This is a genomic window from Vibrio splendidus, from assembly GCF_003345295.1.
Taxonomy (GTDB): domain Bacteria; phylum Pseudomonadota; class Gammaproteobacteria; order Enterobacterales; family Vibrionaceae; genus Vibrio; species Vibrio splendidus_K.
This window is the reverse complement of record NZ_CP031056.1, coordinates 1,142,129-1,160,004: the sequence shown is the minus strand read 5'-3', so window position 1 is coordinate 1,160,004 and position 17,876 is coordinate 1,142,129. Positions and strand designations below refer to the sequence as shown.

At 44.6% G+C, this 17,876-nt stretch carries 15 protein-coding genes and 1 pseudogene; 5 read left to right on the top strand and 11 right to left on the bottom strand.

Features of this window, described 5'->3' with window-relative positions; all coding sequences use genetic code 11:
• Positions 1–120: 120 nt before the first annotated feature.
• The gene (gene nrdD / locus DUN60_RS20825; RefSeq protein ID WP_017081069.1) at positions 121–2,241 is read right to left on the bottom strand and encodes an anaerobic ribonucleoside-triphosphate reductase; all 2,121 of its coding nucleotides are present in this window, start codon (positions 2,239–2,241) and stop codon (positions 121–123) included.
• 303 nt (positions 2,242–2,544) lie between these two features.
• On the opposite strand from nrdD, the gene DUN60_RS20820 reads away from it, so the two are divergent.
• Positions 2,545–3,420 carry an endonuclease/exonuclease/phosphatase family protein gene (locus tag DUN60_RS20820; RefSeq protein WP_114635317.1) on the top strand — a complete coding sequence of 292 codons (876 nt, stop codon included), beginning with the start codon at positions 2,545–2,547 and terminating at the stop codon, positions 3,418–3,420.
• Between the two features lie 159 nt (positions 3,421–3,579).
• Here the strand turns inward: DUN60_RS20820 and DUN60_RS20815 are convergent, their stop codons facing one another.
• From DUN60_RS20815 to DUN60_RS20795, 5 genes are all read right to left on the bottom strand, one after another.
• Positions 3,580–4,011, bottom strand: a complete 432-nt coding sequence (locus DUN60_RS20815; protein WP_114635316.1) for a YeeE/YedE family protein — start codon at positions 4,009–4,011, stop codon at positions 3,580–3,582.
• On the bottom strand, positions 4,011–4,487 hold the full coding sequence (locus DUN60_RS20810; RefSeq protein WP_114635315.1) for a YeeE/YedE family protein: 477 nt from the start codon (positions 4,485–4,487) through the stop codon (positions 4,011–4,013). Before DUN60_RS20810 ends, DUN60_RS20815 begins: the two co-directional genes overlap by 1 nt.
• A 227-nt stretch (positions 4,488–4,714) precedes the next feature.
• Complete coding sequence (locus DUN60_RS20805; RefSeq protein ID WP_114635314.1) at positions 4,715–5,947, bottom strand: glycosyltransferase; 1,233 nt, start codon at positions 5,945–5,947, stop codon at positions 4,715–4,717.
• A 99-nt stretch (positions 5,948–6,046) separates the two neighbouring features.
• Positions 6,047–6,511: a GNAT family N-acetyltransferase gene (locus DUN60_RS20800; protein WP_114635313.1), complete on the bottom strand. Its 465-nt coding sequence runs from the start codon at positions 6,509–6,511 to the stop codon at positions 6,047–6,049.
• A gap of 32 nt (positions 6,512–6,543) precedes the next feature.
• Positions 6,544–7,641 carry a ketoacyl-ACP synthase III gene (locus DUN60_RS20795; RefSeq protein ID WP_114635312.1) on the bottom strand — a complete coding sequence of 366 codons (1,098 nt, stop codon included), beginning with the start codon at positions 7,639–7,641 and terminating at the stop codon, positions 6,544–6,546.
• A 122-nt stretch (positions 7,642–7,763) separates the two neighbouring features.
• Here DUN60_RS20795 and trxC point away from each other — a divergent pair, with 122 nt between their 5' ends.
• Positions 7,764–8,198 (top strand): thioredoxin TrxC, encoded by a 435-nt coding sequence (trxC, locus tag DUN60_RS20790; RefSeq protein ID WP_004731082.1) that lies wholly within the window; start codon positions 7,764–7,766, stop codon positions 8,196–8,198.
• A gap of 145 nt (positions 8,199–8,343) precedes the next feature.
• On the opposite strand, the gene DUN60_RS20785 is transcribed toward trxC, so the two are convergent.
• Positions 8,344–9,993 carry a GMC family oxidoreductase gene (locus tag DUN60_RS20785; RefSeq protein ID WP_114635311.1) on the bottom strand — a complete coding sequence of 550 codons (1,650 nt, stop codon included), beginning with the start codon at positions 9,991–9,993 and terminating at the stop codon, positions 8,344–8,346.
• Positions 9,986–11,587 (bottom strand): long-chain-fatty-acid--CoA ligase, encoded by a 1,602-nt coding sequence (locus DUN60_RS20780; protein ID WP_114635310.1) that lies wholly within the window; start codon positions 11,585–11,587, stop codon positions 9,986–9,988. The genes DUN60_RS20785 and DUN60_RS20780 overlap by 8 nt, the downstream gene beginning before the upstream one ends.
• Positions 11,588–11,890: 303 nt before the next feature.
• Here DUN60_RS20780 and DUN60_RS20775 point away from each other — a divergent pair, with 303 nt between their 5' ends.
• Both DUN60_RS20775 and DUN60_RS20770 read left to right on the top strand, forming a co-directional pair.
• Positions 11,891–12,916 (top strand): AraC family transcriptional regulator, encoded by a 1,026-nt coding sequence (locus DUN60_RS20775; protein ID WP_102494969.1) that lies wholly within the window; start codon positions 11,891–11,893, stop codon positions 12,914–12,916.
• 270 nt (positions 12,917–13,186) lie between these two features.
• Positions 13,187–14,338, top strand: a complete 1,152-nt coding sequence (locus tag DUN60_RS20770; protein ID WP_017079268.1) for an MFS transporter — start codon at positions 13,187–13,189, stop codon at positions 14,336–14,338.
• A 179-nt stretch (positions 14,339–14,517) separates the two neighbouring features.
• On the opposite strand, the gene DUN60_RS20765 is transcribed toward DUN60_RS20770, so the two are convergent.
• The 3 genes and pseudogenes from DUN60_RS20765 to DUN60_RS20755 form a co-directional block, all read right to left on the bottom strand.
• The gene (locus tag DUN60_RS20765) at positions 14,518–14,853 is read right to left on the bottom strand and encodes a winged helix-turn-helix domain-containing protein (RefSeq protein WP_017079269.1); all 336 of its coding nucleotides are present in this window, start codon (positions 14,851–14,853) and stop codon (positions 14,518–14,520) included.
• A gap of 147 nt (positions 14,854–15,000) precedes the next feature.
• A pseudogene (locus tag DUN60_RS20760) lies at positions 15,001–15,387 on the bottom strand (winged helix-turn-helix domain-containing protein).
• 120 nt (positions 15,388–15,507) lie between these two features.
• Positions 15,508–16,401 (bottom strand): helix-turn-helix transcriptional regulator, encoded by an 894-nt coding sequence (locus DUN60_RS20755; RefSeq protein ID WP_114635309.1) that lies wholly within the window; start codon positions 16,399–16,401, stop codon positions 15,508–15,510.
• A 50-nt stretch (positions 16,402–16,451) separates the two neighbouring features.
• Here DUN60_RS20755 and DUN60_RS20750 point away from each other — a divergent pair, with 50 nt between their 5' ends.
• Complete coding sequence (locus DUN60_RS20750) at positions 16,452–17,849, top strand: MATE family efflux transporter (RefSeq protein WP_114635308.1); 1,398 nt, start codon at positions 16,452–16,454, stop codon at positions 17,847–17,849.
• The last annotated feature ends 27 nt before the right edge of the window (positions 17,850–17,876 follow it).

Sequence of the window (17,876 nt, the reverse complement as noted above, 5' to 3'; positions counted from 1 at the left end):
GAACTGAAACGAAAGAATTGGTATCGACATAGCGCCGATACCAATCTTATGTCTTGAAACGTAGCTCTTCTAAGTGAGCTAGCTAAAGATCTCAGATCTTAACTAAGATCCTTCGTTAGATTAAAGATGCTTCACGCGACGTTTAACTTCTTCTTGCTTACCGAAGTTAAATGGTCGTGCATCTGGGCTACCAAGGTAACCACAAACGCGGCGCGTTACCGACACTTTGGTTGAGTCATGGTTACCACACTTAGGACACGTAAAGCCTTTACTTGTACAGTCGAACTCACCGTTGTAGCCACATTCGTAGCACTCATCAATTGGCGTGTTGGTGCCGTAGTAAGGAACACGTGTGTAGCTGTAGTCCCATACGTTTTCTAGTGCTTCGATGTTCTTCTGCATGTTCGGGAATTCACCGTAACAAATGAAACCGCCGCTAGAGATTTCAGGATAAGGCATCTCGAAATCGATCTTGTCGTATGGGTTCACTTTCTTCTGTACGTCTAAGTGGAAGCTGTTGGTGTAGTAACCACGGTCTGTTACGCCATCAATCACACCAAACTCTTTGGTATCGATGCTGCAGAAACGGCTACATAGGTTTTCACTCGGTGTGCCGTATAGGCTGAACGCGTAACCTGTTTCTTTGGTCCAAGATTCCACTTCACGCTTCATGTACTCCACCAGCTCAAGCGCTTTAGCACGCATTTCGCCATCGTCGTACAGATGAACGTCAGTACCGTAAAGTGCGGTCATCGCTTCATGGATACCAATGTAACCAAGAGAAACAGAAGCACGGCCGTTCTTGAAGATATCGGCAATAGAGTCATCTGCTTTCAAGCGAACGCCACAAGCGCCTTCCATGTATAGGATTGGAGCAACACGTGCTTTCACGTTTTCTAGACGAGAAATACGAGTTTCTAGAGCACGACGAGCCAGCTTCAATTTTTCGTCAAGCAGTTCGTAGAACTTAACCATATCTTGCTTCGCGTTAATCGCGATACGTGGCAAGTTCAAGCTAACTACACCTAGGTTGTTACGTCCTTCATGAATCAACTCACCGTTTTCTTCATAAGTATTCAAGAAGCTACGGCAACCCATAGGCGTTTTAAATGACCCTGTCACTTCTACTACTTTGTCGTAGTTAAGAATGTCTGGGTACATACGCTTAGAAGCACACTCAAGCGCTAATTGCTTGATGTCGTAGTTTGGATCTTGCTTCTGGTGGTTCAAGCCATCTTTGATTGCAAATACCAGTTTAGGGAACACGGCTGTTTTGCGGTTCTTACCCAAACCTGCAATGCGGTTTTTCAAGATAGATTGCTGGATAAGTTTTGAACCCCAGCTTTCGCCTAAACCAAAACCAAACGTAACAAATGGAGTTTGACCGTTAGCGGTGTGTAGCGTGTTTACTTCGTACTCCAGAGACTGGAACGCGTCGTAACACTCTTTCTCTGTACGAGAGATAGCAAAAGCTTCTGGGCTATGAATGTCCCATTCTTTCGCTAACGATAAATGCTTCTCGTAGCTCGCCATTACGTAAGGCTCTAAAACCTCATCGATGCGGTTAATCGTAGTACCGCCGTAGATGTGGCTCGCCACTTGCGCGATGATCTGCGCTGTTACCGCTGTTGCCGTAGAAATAGACTTAGGCGTGTCGATTTCTGCGTTACCCATCTTGAAGCCATGCGTTAACATGCCTTTCAGATCGATAAGCATACAGTTAAACATTGGGAAGAACGGTGCGTAGTCTAGATCGTGGTAATGAATGTCACCACACTCGTGAGCTTGTACGATGTCACGCGGCAAAATGTGAGTTTTTGCATAGTGTTTAGCCACGATACCCGCCAGCAAATCACGCTGAGTTGGGATAACTTTACCGTCTTTGTTGGCATTCTCATTGATCAGATCAACATTGCTTTCTTCGATCAAACCTTCGATCTCACGAGTTAAAGCGCTTTGCTTTTCACGTGCGATGTCTCGGTCATGACGATATTCAATGTAGGCACGAGCCAGAGACTTATACGGTCCCTGCATTAGCTCATTTTCGACCAAAGTCTGAATTTCAGAAATATGAACTTCATCGTAGTCTTCGAGCTTCAACTCAACTGCTAATGCCACATTCAGAGCATAAATAGCAATTTCCTTATCGGCTTTGTCTGATGCTGCTTCCACTGCAGCTTGGATACGATCTCTACTGAATGGAGCTCTTGAGCCATCACGCTTGATTACGATTGATTTCACCACTTCTCCTTACTCTTGAGGTATTCACAGACTTATCCACAAACACACTATATAGAGCGATTTATCGTTTAACTAACACTAGATATTGTGGCGTATTTAACGAGAACCACCAACTTTGAGTATTGATTTGGATCAATAAAACGCGCACGCTGAACAAGATAAATCCAATATTATTACGTGAGTTCTCAAGTCGAAAAGAAACAATGTAACAATAAAAAAACTGCTAAAAAGAGTTGAATTTTCGGTAAGTGTTGTAGGATAACGGCTCAACTATATTGGACGACAAAATTAGGGATATTTGGGATGAAACGACTTCGAAACTGGATAATGTTGGGTTGCTTACTCAGTAGCCACGCATTTGCTGAACCTTTGACCATATCCAGTTGGAATATCGAATGGTTATCAACCAACGAGGCTGTGAATAAGTTTTCTTCCAAACGAAACCAAGCAGATTTCGATAAACTCGAACAGTACTTCCAATCATTAAATGCGGATGTGGTCGCTTTTCAAGAAGTCGATGACATCAATGCCATTGAACGCATCGCCGGCGCTCAATACAAAATATTGATGTCTGACCGCGCATTGCCCAAAAACAGTAACCGACAATTCAAAGAAGTGAACCAATATACGGGCTTCGCGGTTCGTAAAGGAATCGCTCTCACTGACTACGCAGACTTTCCTCTGGAAACGAGTGCTAACAGCAAGCTTAGATTTGCCAGTTATATGGTTGTGGAAACAGATACAAAACCAATTCACATGTTGTCAGTACACTTAAAGGCGGGTTGCAGCGGCGCGTATAAGTCTAACCGAGACTGTTCAAGGCTCAAAGACCAAGCTAAACAGCTGAATAAGTGGATACAGCAAAGAGAACGTAAAGATGAAGACTACGCGATTCTGGGCGACTTTAACCACAACCTCTCATATTCAAGAGATTGGATGTGGAAAGATATAACGCAAAATACCGATGCCCAGTTGGCAACAAGAAAAACTCGAGCAGATTGTAAGGTGCGCTCAAACCGCAATAACCATCGCACGCATCAATTTCGTTCGGTGATTGACCATATTGTTGTGAGCAAGTCCTTGAATGCCTCTCCTGCGAAACAAAAGGTATTTGAAACGCAAGATGTTCTGGACTACAAACTCAGTGATCACTGCCCAGTTTCAACAACGATCAAATAGTAAGTTATAGATAACTGCAGATTGTAGATAAGTGCAAATAATAGAAAACAGTACATATAGAAAGAGGCTGACTGGCTTTTTACTTAAAGCGGGTCAGCCTCTCTGTTTGGTCAGATAAGAGCGAATCCTCTCAGCCATACATAAATGGTAGGCGTACTGCTAGCAGCTTTTATTGGTTCGACCCGCCAGCCACATCCCCACCAGCATACTTAAGACGAACAGCCATACCGTAGGGTTTCCGCCACTAAGGCTGGTTACTGCAGGCCCCGGGCAAAAGCCTGCAATCCCCCAGCCTAAACCAAAAGCAGTTGAACCTAAGATCAACTTTCTGTCGATTAGTGGATTATTACTGCTATCTAAAGGTTCACCATTCACGGCTTGAGAGCGCTTTTTAATGACCATATGATAAAACGGAGCGAAGACCAATAGCGCGCCACCCATAACGAATGCCAAACTAATGTCCCAGTTACCGGTAATGTCTAAGAAGCCGAGTACCTTGTTAGGATCAACCATGCCTGAAATGATCATGCCAAAGCCGAAAAGAATACCTGCGAGCAAGCCGATAACGATAGTAAATGAAGAGTTTTTCATTATGCCCCCAAGCCAATCAGGTTTTTAACCAACACTGTTGCCATCGCGACACCCATAAATACACAGGTCGCGACAATTGAACGTTTAGACAAGCGCGCCATGCCCACAATGCCATGACCGCTAGTACAACCGTTCGCCATCTTGGTACCGAAGCCCACCAATAGTCCGGCGATGATAACCGCTGCGAAGTTGATCTCTTCTAATTGCGGAAGTTGGTAGCCCGTTGGAATCAATAACCAGCCGCTCGCGACCATTCCGACAACAAAGGCTAGTCGCCAATGTTTCTCGGTTTTCTCAATGCTAGTTTCCGAGCTAGATTCAGATCCTGATTCTAATCTTTTGTTGTTTCTAGGCGGCAATAAGCGGCTAACGATTCCGCTGATCCCCGCAACTCGCCCGATCCCCAACATCAGAATAATTGCCGACGCACCTAGTAGCGTGCCACCGAAAAATGCATCCCAAGGTATTAAACTCATCACTGACCTCTCCCATCCACAAACTTAAATTTAACTTGTCGCAACTTTAAATTAGGTCTTACTAATAAACTTAGATTAGAGTTTACTAATAAATATAAATTAGTCAATGCTAATGTAATGGCGTTATGTTTCGATTTGTAAGTTTGGAATTTAAAAGCGTCCCACATGAAAAAAGCCCCTAGACGTTAACCTAAGGGCTTATGATTTGATTCGGTTTATTGTGTCAGTTACTTAGTCTTGTTCTTTTCAGCTATCCACTGCGACATGTACTTGGTACTCGCCATGCTGTGGTGCTTGAGCATCGAACCAAAGAAGTTATCCAGTCGATGAGATTCAAGTTCAGACTCTAACGCAGTTAATCGCTCAATCAATTTGTCACCCAGTTGATTCTGCTCGTAGTGCGCTTCAAGGATCGCATGACATTGGCTTTGTGCCTTCAGCCACTTCTCTTCATCTTTATAGAGGGCAACGGCAGCTTCAACAAACTCGTCGATATCGCCTGCAACTGCGCCAGGCCATTGCAACTCACCTTGCGGTAACATGCCTTCACTACCAATTTCGCTCGTCACATTCGGAGTTTGTAACTTCATCGCATCAAGCAACTTGCCTTTAATTCCCGCGCCAAATCGTAGAGGTGCAACACACACACGTGCCTGCTCCATCACTTCTTGAGCGTCTTTTGCCCAACCTTTGATATGGAAACCGGTTTTAGGGTTGTGTAATGCAGTCGCTTTTGGCGGCGGATACGATCCATAAATATGAAGTTCAGTGTCAGGTAGCTGTTTGCGAATCTTCGGCCAAATCTTCTGTAACTGAAGCACAGCATCCCAGTTAGGTGCGTGTCTAAAATTGCCTATCGTCATGAAATGCTTACGTTCTTCAAAGCTTTTTGTGCTTTCAGGTAGAGTATTCAGATCAACCATGAACGGCAAGTGATGAAGCAGTTTTGGATCGATATTGAACTCAGATTGAAGCAATTCCATCTCGTAACTTGAAATGATCAACGAAAGATCACAACGCAGAATCGCAGCAATTTCACGTTTCGCTAAGTCACTGTACAAATGCGCTTTGGTCAGTTCTGTCTCTTTCTTAACAGCTTCATGGCGCGCGTTACGTAGGAACTGCAAGTCTTCCGTATCCAGTAACTTAAAGGCGTTCGGGCATACTTTCTCAACACGCCAACCAAACTGCTCTTCCATCATGAAACGGTCAAACATCACGACATCGGGTTGCAGCTCTTCGATGTACTGGTCAAAGCTATCGCAATTTAACTGTATGGATTGACTCGAGATGCCCTCTTCAGAGAGGTCGATCATGTGCTCGGTTTCTTGAGCTGGCGTTGCAAATTCAACGGACCAACCTTGTCTCTTGAACAGGCGTAAAAGTGACATCATATGGCTGCCCGCCGCCGATGAATTCGGTTCTGGCCAAACGTAGCCAATTGCTAAAACTTTCTTCAAAACACTTCCTAAGAAATAACAAAAGGGACTGTAGAAGTCCCTAATTAAACGTAAGTCGATTTATACCGCTGATTATAATTAGTTCTAAAAACTCAGCGATCAGATTCGCTCACCTACATTGCGAGCTATCATAAGTACTTCATCCGCAGAGTACAGGTTTGAAATCGTGGTTTCGACTTCTGCACCCAACGTAGATTGATAAAGCTTTTGTGCAAAGTTGTCTGCTCTGGTGGTCACTAGCACGTGTTTGAGCGTCGAGCCTTGATCCGCCAAATGCTGTTTTACCTGCGGCAGGGAGTCTAGAATCAGCGTTTTACCCAATCCTTGCCCCTGCGCGCTTGGTAACACGGCAAGTTGCTCTAGCTCCAAAACAGCTTCTGGTCTAAACCCGCTTTTCTGAACCCAGATGATGTAACCCACGATCTCACCTTCACTCTCCGCAACAAAGTTAAGAAAACGCGGTGCAGCATTTAAGTTACATTGTAACCAACTTCTAGAGTGCTGTTGTCGAACAAATGTAGCTTGGTGAACTAAAGCCGCCTCATCAAGGTCGGCTTTAGCCATAAGACGTACTTTGACGACTGTACCCATCAGCGTTATTCGCTCGCTGAATTCGGGTGTGTTTTACAGTGTAAAATGGCTCTTTCTAGAAGCTCTAAAGCGGATTTATCAGCTTCTGGAAGCTTAGCATCTGATTGACCTAGCGGTTCAACACGGTTACCCCATTTAATGTGGCCAGCACCCCACGTTAAACCCGCACCAAACGCTGCAACAAGAATATTGTCGTTAGGCTTAACGAAACCTTGCTCTAGCGACTCACATAATGCAATTGGCACAGTAGCGGCCGATGTGTTGCCGTAGTTTTGGATGTTAACAAACGCTTTCTCGCGATCAATACCCGCCATATCACACAGAGTTTGGATGATTCGGATGTTTGCTTGGTGCGGGATCACAACGTCAATATTGTCGGTTGAGATACCTGTGCGGCTCAAGACTGTGTGTGCCGCTGCGCCCATGCCTTTCACTGCACGTTTGAAGATCTCTTTACCAACGAAATCAAAGTCCCAGTAACCGTTGTCAGCCGCAAAGCGGTCCATAGAAGTACCGAATTTTGGTACCGCTAGAATATCGCGGCCTTCGGCGTCACAACCGATTTGAGCTTCTTGTAAGCCGACTTGTTCTTCAGTGCGAGATAAAACCACAGCGCCAGCGCCGTCACCGAAAAGAACCGCGGTATCACGCTTGGTCCAATCAATGAAGAATGACAGACGTTCAGCACCCACAACGATGGCGTTGCGGTAATTACCCGCCTGAATCAGTCGAGTTGCGGTTTCAACGCCGTAGATGAAGCCTGTACACGCTGCGTTAAGGTCGAAAGCCGCTGCACTCTTAATGCCTAAGTTCTGTTGAACCTTAGATGCGGTATTTGGAATAAGGGAGTCTGGGCTGCACGTCGCGATAATCACGAGATCGATATCTTCGGCTGTTAGGCCAGCACACGCCATGGCATGTTTCGCTGCAACAGTCGCTAGCTCAGAGGTATTTACATGACTGATACGACGGTTTTCGATACCAGTTCGAGTTCGAATCCACTCGTCAGACGTATCAATGAAAGTGCTTAGATCATCATTGGACAGCACGGCTGGTGGTAGACACTTTCCCCAGCCAGTAATTTCGGCGTAAAATTTTGTCATCATTTACCTGTTTATTGTTTGTTTTTATTTAAGTATCGTATTCTAGTTTTAAACAGTATAAGCGCTCCGTGCGTGATTCGTAAATCGCGTTAGCAACGGAGTTACAATAAAAAGAGAAAGTTATGTCTACATTCAACACACGATGCCCTTCTTGTAATGGCGTAAACCGAGTTCCTTCAGAAAGAATTTCAGAAAGCCCAACTTGTGGTAAATGCAAAACAGCATTGCTCGATGGCGCTCCTATCGAGGGAACGTCACTTAATTTCCAATCTATATTGAACAGTTCACAGCCTGTGGTTGTCGATTTCTGGGCGACATGGTGTAACCCATGTGTGGGTTTTGCGCCAGTGTTCAGTGACGTTGCTAAAGAGCGCTCGGGAGATGTTCGATTCGTTAAGATTGATACTGAAGCTCAGCAGCAGCTTGCCGCGATGTACCAAATCAGAAGTATTCCGACGGTGATGGTGTTTAAAGATGGTAAACGTGTCGATACGATTAACGGTGCGTTACCAAAAGGCCAATTTGATCAATGGCTTAATCAAGCTCTAACCAAGTAACACTATTGTTTAAGCTATTGATTAAACTATTGAATTAGCTTTTGCTTTGTTCTAAGTAAACACACAAAAATAGGTTAGAGAGTCTTATCAAATCAAGACTATCTAACCTACTGTTTTATTTATGGTTATCACTTAACTTCTTGAATTAAACCACAGCTTCGCCTTTCGCTTGAATACTAGATTCTTGCTGACCTAACCCGTATTCCTCTTTGATTTGATCTGCGATTTTTTCAGCAATCATAATGGTTGGCGCGTTGGTGTTTGCCCCAATCAATGTCGGCATCACAGAAGCATCAATGACTCTCAAATTATCCAATCCATAAACTTTAAGATCGTTACCTACCACGGCTAATGAATCACTACTAGGGCCCATTTTACAGGTCCCGACCGGGTGATACTGAGTGTCTGCACGGTTACGAATGTCTTGCTCGATAGCCTTGTCATCACTGGCGTCCACTGGGTAGAAAGCATTGCCACGGATGTCATCAAACGCCGAACTCTCTAACATTTGATACTGCTTCTTCCAGCCCTTAATCATGATCTCCATATCTTCAGGATGACTGAAAAACGCAGGATCGATCTTAGGCGGATCATAAGGATCATTGCTATTAAGCGTTACGCTGCCATGGCTCTTCGGTCGCAACAAAGTGACATGGGAGGTAAACCCATGACTGGTATGGATTTTTCGTGCATGGTCATCCACAACAGCGACCACAAATACAAACTCTAAATCCGGCACGGCGATATGATCTGCGGAACAAAGAAAACCAATCCCTTCAGCAAAGTTGCTACTCATCTTGCCACGGCGTTCTTTGTGCCATAGCGGCAGAGCTTTGGTCATTTCAGAGGCCATTTGTAGCGAGATACCAAAGGTTTCACGTTTATCACTGCATTTATAGGAGTGTACTAAATCAATATGGTCTTGGAGGTTCTTGCCGACACCGGGCAGTTCGTGAACTTGTTCGATGCCATGCGCCTCTAATTCAGACTTAGCGCCTACACCCGACAGTAACAACAATTGAGGAGAACCAAATGCACCAGCAGATAGAATCACTTCTTTGCTGCACTGAATCTTATAACGCTGTCCGTTAGAACCATATTCAACGCCAACCGCTTTCTTACCTTCAAACAAGACCTTATGTGTGGTGGCTTTAGTAACGACCGTGAGATTCGATCGTGAAAGGTTTGGCGTTAAGTAAGCCTTGGCAGCGCTGCATCGTTCACCATTCAGCTGAGTGACTTGGGTCGGCATCGCCCCAAACTGAGCCGCACCGTTGATGTCGTCATTACGAGGAATCCCTATCGACTCACACGCCGTTAAATAGCGTTCCAACATCGGGCTCGGCGATCGAAGGTTTGCCACATTCAGAGGACCACCTTGGCCATGATACTCATCTTGGTGAACTTCGTTGTTTTCCGCTTTCTTAAAGTAAGGTAGACACGATTCATAATTCCACCCTGTGTTACCTAGGCTTTCCCATGTGTCGTAGTCGGAACGGTGCCCACGAGCGTACATCATGGCATTGATAGAACTAGACCCGCCAAGTGTCTTACCTCTTGGCTGATAACCTCTACGGCCATTTAAACCCGACTGTTCAACGGTTTCGAAAGCCCAATTATTGAGTTTGGTTGGCATCATAGCCACCACGCCAACGGGTGTATGAATGAATGGGCTCGTGTCTTTACCGCCCGCTTCTAACAAGCAAACAGTGACATTAGGATCTTCCGACAACCGAGAAGCCATGACACACCCCGCAGAACCACCGCCAACAACAATAAAATCATAACTATCCATTAGTCATCTCCGCTATTTCTAGTGGGTGCAATTCGCGCTTCAATATTTTGCCGGTTGCTGTCATGGGTAAGGCTTTGCGAATAAATACCTTACGCGGATATTTGTAATCGGCCAATTGCTCACGACACCATGTAATCAGAGCTGCACTATCACATTGCGTATGTTCGTGAAGCACCACATGAGCGTGAATCTCCTCGCCTAGGCGATAATGATGTTCACCCACAACCGCGACCATTTCGACATCAGGATGACACATCAATACTTCTTCGATTTCGCGCGGATATACGTTGTACCCGCCACGGATGATCATGTCTTTAACGCGATCAACAATGAACAAGTTGCCGTGCTCATCGGTGCGTCCAATATCTCCAGTTAGGAACCAACCGTCTCTTATCGCTTCTGCTGTCGCCTCTGGTCTTTGATAGTAGCCTTTCATGACACTTGGACTTTTGATACAGACTTCACCCAGTTCACCCATTACAACAGAGTTGCCTTGTATATCAGTGATCTTGATAAGGTGACCACACAAAGGTTGACCCACACTGCCAGACAATCGGTCACCGTCAATATGATTAAAGGTCGCAACTGGCGCTGTTTCTGATAAACCATAGCCTTCTAATACTGGAAGCTCAAAGCGAGACTCAAACTGTCGAATAACCTCAAGTGGCATAGAAGCACCGCCAGAAACACCCAACCTCAAGCTGTGTTTAACCTGTTCAGAGCGTTTGCTTATTTCTAAACTACTAGAGGAGTCTTCTCCCGCCTTTAATAGCGCGATATACATGGTTGGAACGCCCGCAAACACGCTTACTTTATGGTTAATGATCTGTTCGATCACCAGTGACGGTTCGAAACGCGGAATCAACACCATGGTCGACCCTGTTAGCACACTCGCGTTCATCATCACTGTCTGGCCGAAGCTATGGAATAAAGGCAGTGTGGCCATTGTGGTGTCGCTGTACTCCAATCGCATTAGATACTGTGACGACATCGCATTGGTTTGCATGTTGGTGTGGGAAAGCTCAGCCCCTTTTGGCTGACCTGTCGTACCTGAAGTATAAAGAATCACAGCGGTATCATCACCATGGCAAGCCACAGACTCAAAAGGAATCAAAGGTTGTCCTAACCAGTCAGCCATTGATTCATGCTGCTCGTTTCTTTCTGAAGTCGTGTCTGCGCCGGCTGGGATGGGCATCTCGACAAAGTGTTCACAATGGTTTGCCTGTTCGAAACCTTGTAAGCCATAGCGACCGATGGGCAGCTCTTCACTGCCCTCAAAGCATAAATAGGCTTTCGCGTCAGAGTCATTAAGGTGATAAGCGATCTCTCTTGCTTTAAATAACACGTTCAAAGGCACCACGACGCAGCCTGCTTTCAGAATTCCATAATAGGCAATCGGGAAATACGTGACATTCGGACACGACAACGCGACCTTATCTCCTTTCTTGAGCCCCAGCCTCTTTAAATTAGCGGCGACGTTTCCAGAAAGTTGTTCCAACTGAGAAAAGCTGACTTCATCCGTCCCCATTCGCAGAGCGACTTTATTTGGGAAAAGCGAAGCGCTGCGCTCCAAGTTAACAGCAAGATTGTGCATCCATGATCTCCTTATTCGGCTTAGACCTATTAATCACGGTCACCGTAGACGTTGTTGTATTTTGTTTCGAATATGTGTTTAACCTATGTTCATTTGTTCTTTGCTTTCGTTTCTAATCTATTGTTATTTCAACCCTATGCACACGTATCCGTGTACGGCTTATTAAATTACAACATTTTGATAACATTCTGCAAAGGTTGCAAAAAGACAAAAAACGGTGATATTCGGACATAATTGCAACACAGCCGACGAAAAGATGTTCGTGGTTAAGATAGAATAAGAACACTCAACAAGAGGCATATTATGGAATACACCGCAGTTTACGAACCGGATATGCAGGCATTTGGTATTCTTGATCTTCAACTATTGTCTCGCTATTTTTCATCATCCTTGACGGTCGATACGTTGTTGAAAGGCAGTAACATCGATGAGTTCCAGCTCAATACGCCAGATACCCACATCACGCTCGCACAAAAATTAGCGGTGTTCAGTAACGCGCTTGAGAGTTCCAACGTAGAGGGGCTAGGACTAAAAGTTGGACAGGAAGCCCGATTTAGTGATTTTGGTGTGTTGGGTTACGCAGTGTTCAGCAGTGAGACACTGTTAGACGCTCTTTTAATGGGCTTCAAATATCTGCGTCTTGCGGGCCCTGTTCTCAAGAAGACCATGTCCGTTGAACATCAAACCGGATACTTTCGCGCTGAGCAACTTATCGAGCTCGACTCTTTGTTGCCTTTCTGTTGTGAGTATTGGTTTTCCGCTATTCAAAGTTTGTGTGAAGAAGTGCTACAACAGCCGTTTCCCTCTCTTGTGATCCGCTTCCCTTATCCTAAACCTACCTACGGCGATCTCTATCAGGAGATTTTCCGTTGCCGGGTAGAGTTTGATTGCGAGCAGCTTGAATGGCAGTTCGATGCAACAAGCCTATATTCACCTTTACCAACGGCTAACCCAATCACCTTACAAATGTGTTTGAAATCTTGTGACGACATGTTGGCTAGAGTCAGCGCACCCACCAGCCTAAAAGAGAAGATCTCACAGATGTTTATTGAAAGGCCTGGCTGTTACCCTTCCATTGAAGCGCTATCCACAGAATTGGGAATGTCTTCGAGAACACTACGTAGACACCTCAAAGCTGCAGACACGAGCTATCAGAAAATATTGGATCACGTGCGATTTCACCTCTCTAGGCACTACCTTTCATCGACGCATATGAGTATTGAAGAGATCTCCGATAGAGTCGGATTTTCAGACAGTGCGAACTTTCGGCATGCCTTTCGTAGGTGGAGTGGAAGCTCGCCCAGACAATACCGAAAAGAAGTGGTCTAACACGATTAAACGCCCTAAATTAAAATCTGATAAATACAACGAATCTCTCTCCGTCTTTCAAATTAAATAGTCGTTTGAACAACGCTTTATCGGCTATTTAACCGCAGAAAATATCGCGAAAACATGAAATATCACAACGGTATTTTAGCCAACAAACACGATAGATTTCTTTTATCTTAACGACCATTTTTATTCGTTTTACCCAATTCAGTTTCTCCCCCATAGTCGCGGAAAATTCATCGTTTCTTTTACTATTTAGAGGCTCCTGCATTGGACAACATCCAACCAACAACTCGCATAACTGTTCCTGTTATTGCATTGTCTTTTTACGCGATCGCTTCAGGCTACTTAATGAGTTCATTACCATTAATGCTGTCTGAGTATGGCTTAGACAGTAATCTATCGAGTTGGTTGGCGAGTGCCTTTTATGCAGGTCTTTTAGCGGGTACGTTATTGATTGAGCGTGCGATCGCTCGCGTTGGTCACAAAGACGCGTTCGTCATTGCACTTAGCGTATTTATCGCAACAATTCTTGTATTACCGTTGGCGCCACATCAATCAGTTTGGTTGTTGGCTCGTTTCGTCGCGGGTGTCTCAGTCGCTGGGATCTTTGTGATTGTGGAATCTTGGCTAATGAGCGGTGAAGAATCTCAACGTGCGAAACGTTTAGGGGTTTACATGTGTTCGTTATATGGCGGCTCGGCCGTTGGTCAACTTGGCATCGGATACCTTGGTATTACGGGGGGCGTGCCTTTCATTGCAATGTTCACCCTGCTGTTTGGAGCAATCATTGTATTGATGTACGGACAAGCGACAGCACCACAAATTCACGATGCGCAGTCTTTATCACTGAAACAAATCAGCAAGCTAAGTCACAGCGCTTTGATTGGCTGTATTGTTTCTGGGTTAACACTTGGGTCTATTTACGGATTGATGCCTGTAGAACTCGCTCAGCGCAACATCGCACACCAAGACATTGGCGGTTTGATGGCGTTAGTGATTATGGGTGGTATGGCCGTTCAACCGATGGTGACGTGGTTGTCTCACCACATAGGACAAGTGTTATTAATGGCTCTGTTCTGCCTGCTAGGGGTTGCAAGCATTGGTGTGCTCACTATCAACCATGATTTTTACGTTCTTGGTATGAGCTTGTTTGTTTTAGGTATGGCGACCTTTGCACTTTACCCAATTGCGATTAACTTGGGTTGTCGTAACTTAGACCCGAGCTACTTAGTTTCAGTGACTCAAGTTATGTTGTTGTGTTACAGCATCGGCTCTGTAGCAGGGCCATTGGTTGCGGATAGCTTTATGGATTCACAAGCAGGCTTATTCACTTACCTGTTCGCGTCTCTACTCGCTACAACCATCTACATGCTAATTGCTAGCCTAAAACGTTCTCCTCTACAGATTGCAGGCGAGTAAATCGAATAGACAGGCACAAGAACTGTATCACTAGGGCTCTTAGTTATGACTTCCCGTCTAAATTAAGAGCCCTTTTTGTTTTATGTCGTCTGGAGGAAAGATCGACAAAAAACCAATAGCAAATAGCAAATAGCAAATAGCAAATAGCAAATAGCAATAAAATCTATTATTTCAAAAGGTTAAGGTTGAAATACGTAACCTTCACCAGTAATCGTGATGATTAATCCGTCTCCGAATAATGATCTAATTTCGGATATCGCAACAATCACAGATGAGTTGGTCACTTTCTCACTTTCCCAGCCAATCTTCTTTAATTGGCCAACACTGAACAGTTCACCTCGATGTCGATTCATAAATAAAATGATCTTTCGGTACGCCAAAGGCATGGTAGCCAGTACGTAACCATTTTCAACATTGCGAATGAGTTTGGTGTTGAGTTCAACAATTTTACCGTTTAGTTCAAGTACTACGTTGTTTTCAGAGTGGTTCGTTTCTATTGCAGGATAAGAGTCCATTTTTATATCATTCCCTTACTATATAGCCAGCGACAAAGTCAGATTCGATCGTATTTATATAACGTCGCTTATAAGTGGACGTTTTAGATTTGACGATAATCAATGGAATTCGTACGGTAAAGAGATTAAATTTTTATTATTAATATATTAACAGGATATCAATAGAAGATTATTTATTACTCCATGACATACCCTTCGTTGGAAACGGTTTGTATACAACGGCAGTCAAGAATCCTCCTTATCTCGTAAATAGCAACCAACACAGATGCAGATGTCACCGCTTTACCTGCCCAGCCTACACGCTTCAAAATTTGCTTGCTCACCACTTGGCCTCTGTTCAGGTAAAGATAGAAAAGTACTTTACGATGAGGCTCAGCAAGCGTTCCTATTATTGAACCACAACCCTGCTTGCGTACGATTTTAGTGCCTGATTGAAACTCTTTATTGTTTAAAATGAGCTTCGACGGAAGAGCTAAATCATCCGTCTCACTGATAACTTGGTGCATTAATTCCTCGCATTGCATATGCAGTCACCCTCTTGGATATTTCCAATAGTACCGAATAGAGTAAAAATACTAAATTGATAGATAGCTCAATACGGTAATATTACTGCAAAGCTTGATCTTGCGTAATTGATCGAGGAAATAAGCAAGGCTAACCAAGAAGTCGATGGCTTTTTCGATACTGGCTGGGTGACAGACCAAAATGTTTTTTGAAACGATGTGAAAAGTTATAAGGATCTTTGTAGCCCAACCGATTCGCAATCATAGAGACTGACCAATCTTGATATTTCAGCAAACTGGTGGCTTTATCCATGCGTAATTGAATCAATTTACTGCGTGGTGACAGGTTGAATAGCGTCTTGGTGACTCTATTGAGCTGCTCTTCACTGATGAACACCCTTTCGGCCATCCCTGCGACGGTCCATGGCTGGTGCAGACTGCTTTCAATCTCGTTATAGAGTGCTTGAACACGTGCTGTGGTGCTGGTCGATTTGGGTTCAAACCCCGTCAACGTTCGGATGATTTCACTCAAAAGTAACTTACGGTAACTGGCTCTACCGCCTATCTCAAAGTAAACCAAGTTCATTAATGACCAGATCTGCTCACACTCTCCGAACGGCACTATCCCCTGACCTAAACTTGCTATGTGCTGCCATTGCTGCGTATCGGGCGTCAGCATCCACGCCATTTTCCAATAATTGTATTGAGGATCGAGTTCAAAACGAAATGGGGTTTCAGCAGGAAGAACCACCAGCGTATAAGGTGTAATCGCTTGTACCGAGGTTGAAGTGGTTAGAATTCCGCCCCCTTCTTGAGTAAAAATCAACGTATGAACATTAACGGATTCGCGCTCAACCCAGTAGCCATCATATAGCTTCGCCATGCCGCCCATATAGACACCAAAGCTTTTCATCTCTGGAATATCTTCAACGGTCAAAAAACGTTCTTTGCACTGTTCAGCGAGAAAAACATCATCGTGCCAAGTTGATTTTGGTCTCATTGAATCAATGACGGATTCGCACAGGTTTTGTTGTTTTTTAAACATGTTGTTACTTCGCTCAAAACACTATAGTTCTGCCATAAATCGGAGAGCTTATGACAACTAACATCAACCCTAACTCATCTATGAATAACAAGCCAGAGAGCATCTTACCTCGTATCGTTAAACTTGGTTTGCCTGTTGCTTTGCAAAGTGCGCTTGTCGCTATTCTTGCCCTTGCTGACGTATTAATGGTCAGTGATTATGGTATGGAAGCAGCTGCAGCTGTGGGAATTGCATCAAAATGGCACTTCGTTGCAATTATGATTATGGCAGGGTTGGCCTCAGCAAACGGTACATTAGTCGCTCAATACTGGGGAAAGAATGACCGAAAAAGCGCACGAACAGTATCCTCGATTGCGATGATATTTGGCTTAAAAGTTCTGTTGCCTGTTACTGCAATCATCACTCTTGGTTCTCAGTTTTTAATGATGTTGCAAACCAGCGATCAAACCGTGATTGAACTTGGCGCGACTTACCTATGGTATGGCTTCCCTGTTCTACTTCTGACTCACATTGTTGTCGTGGTAGAAGCAAGCATGCGCTCATCAGGTGACACCGTAACTCCACTATTATTAGGTGGCGTTACCATCGCACTCAACATTGCGCTTAACTTCATTCTTATTAAAGGTGCTTTCGGCATTCCAGCAATGGGCGTCGCAGGTGCGGCATTGGCGACAACCTTAGCGCGATTAATTCAAGTGGGCTTGATGTATAGCTACATGCGTATGCGTAAACATTGGCTATTAACGACACCGAGCTCACCACATCGCCCATCATTGTGGATGTCTTACCGTCGCATTGCTTTGCCGTTGACGATGAATGCTGTGTTGTGGGCAATGGGTACCATGGCATATCAAATGATTTTCGGTCACATGGGCACGACTGAGCTTGCGGTGTTCTCGATGCTCGCACCATTTGAATCTCTGTGTTACTCGATCTTCTTTGGTATTTCAGTGGCGTGTTCTGTTTTGTTAGGCCATTCATTAGGCCGTGATGAATTTGATGACGCGATGAGCATGGGTCTAACATTCATTAAAGCCGTCGTTGGTTTTGGCGCGGTCGTTGGGTTGCTACTGTTTATGGGTAAAGAACATGTTCTATCATGGCTAAACCTTTCTACCGATGCATTGTACCCACTCGCTGCACCTGCAATGACTATTATGTGTTTTGCGGTAGTCATTCGTATGCTCAACATGGTGATCATTAACGGTATTATTCGTGCTGGTGGTGATAACGCTTTTTGCCTGCGAATGGATTTCATCGCGATGTGGATGGTGGGTATTCCAGTATGTGTTTACGGTGCGTTTGTCGCTGGATGGGATTTCAAATACATCTATGGTCTGATGTTGGTAGAAGAAGTGGTGAAGTTAGCTATATGCTCGCACCGATACTTGAGCCGACGCTGGATCAACAACCTCACAGTGACCTACGACGAGCCTCAAGCAGCATAGGCTATTTGGCTACATTTAAGCTGAGAT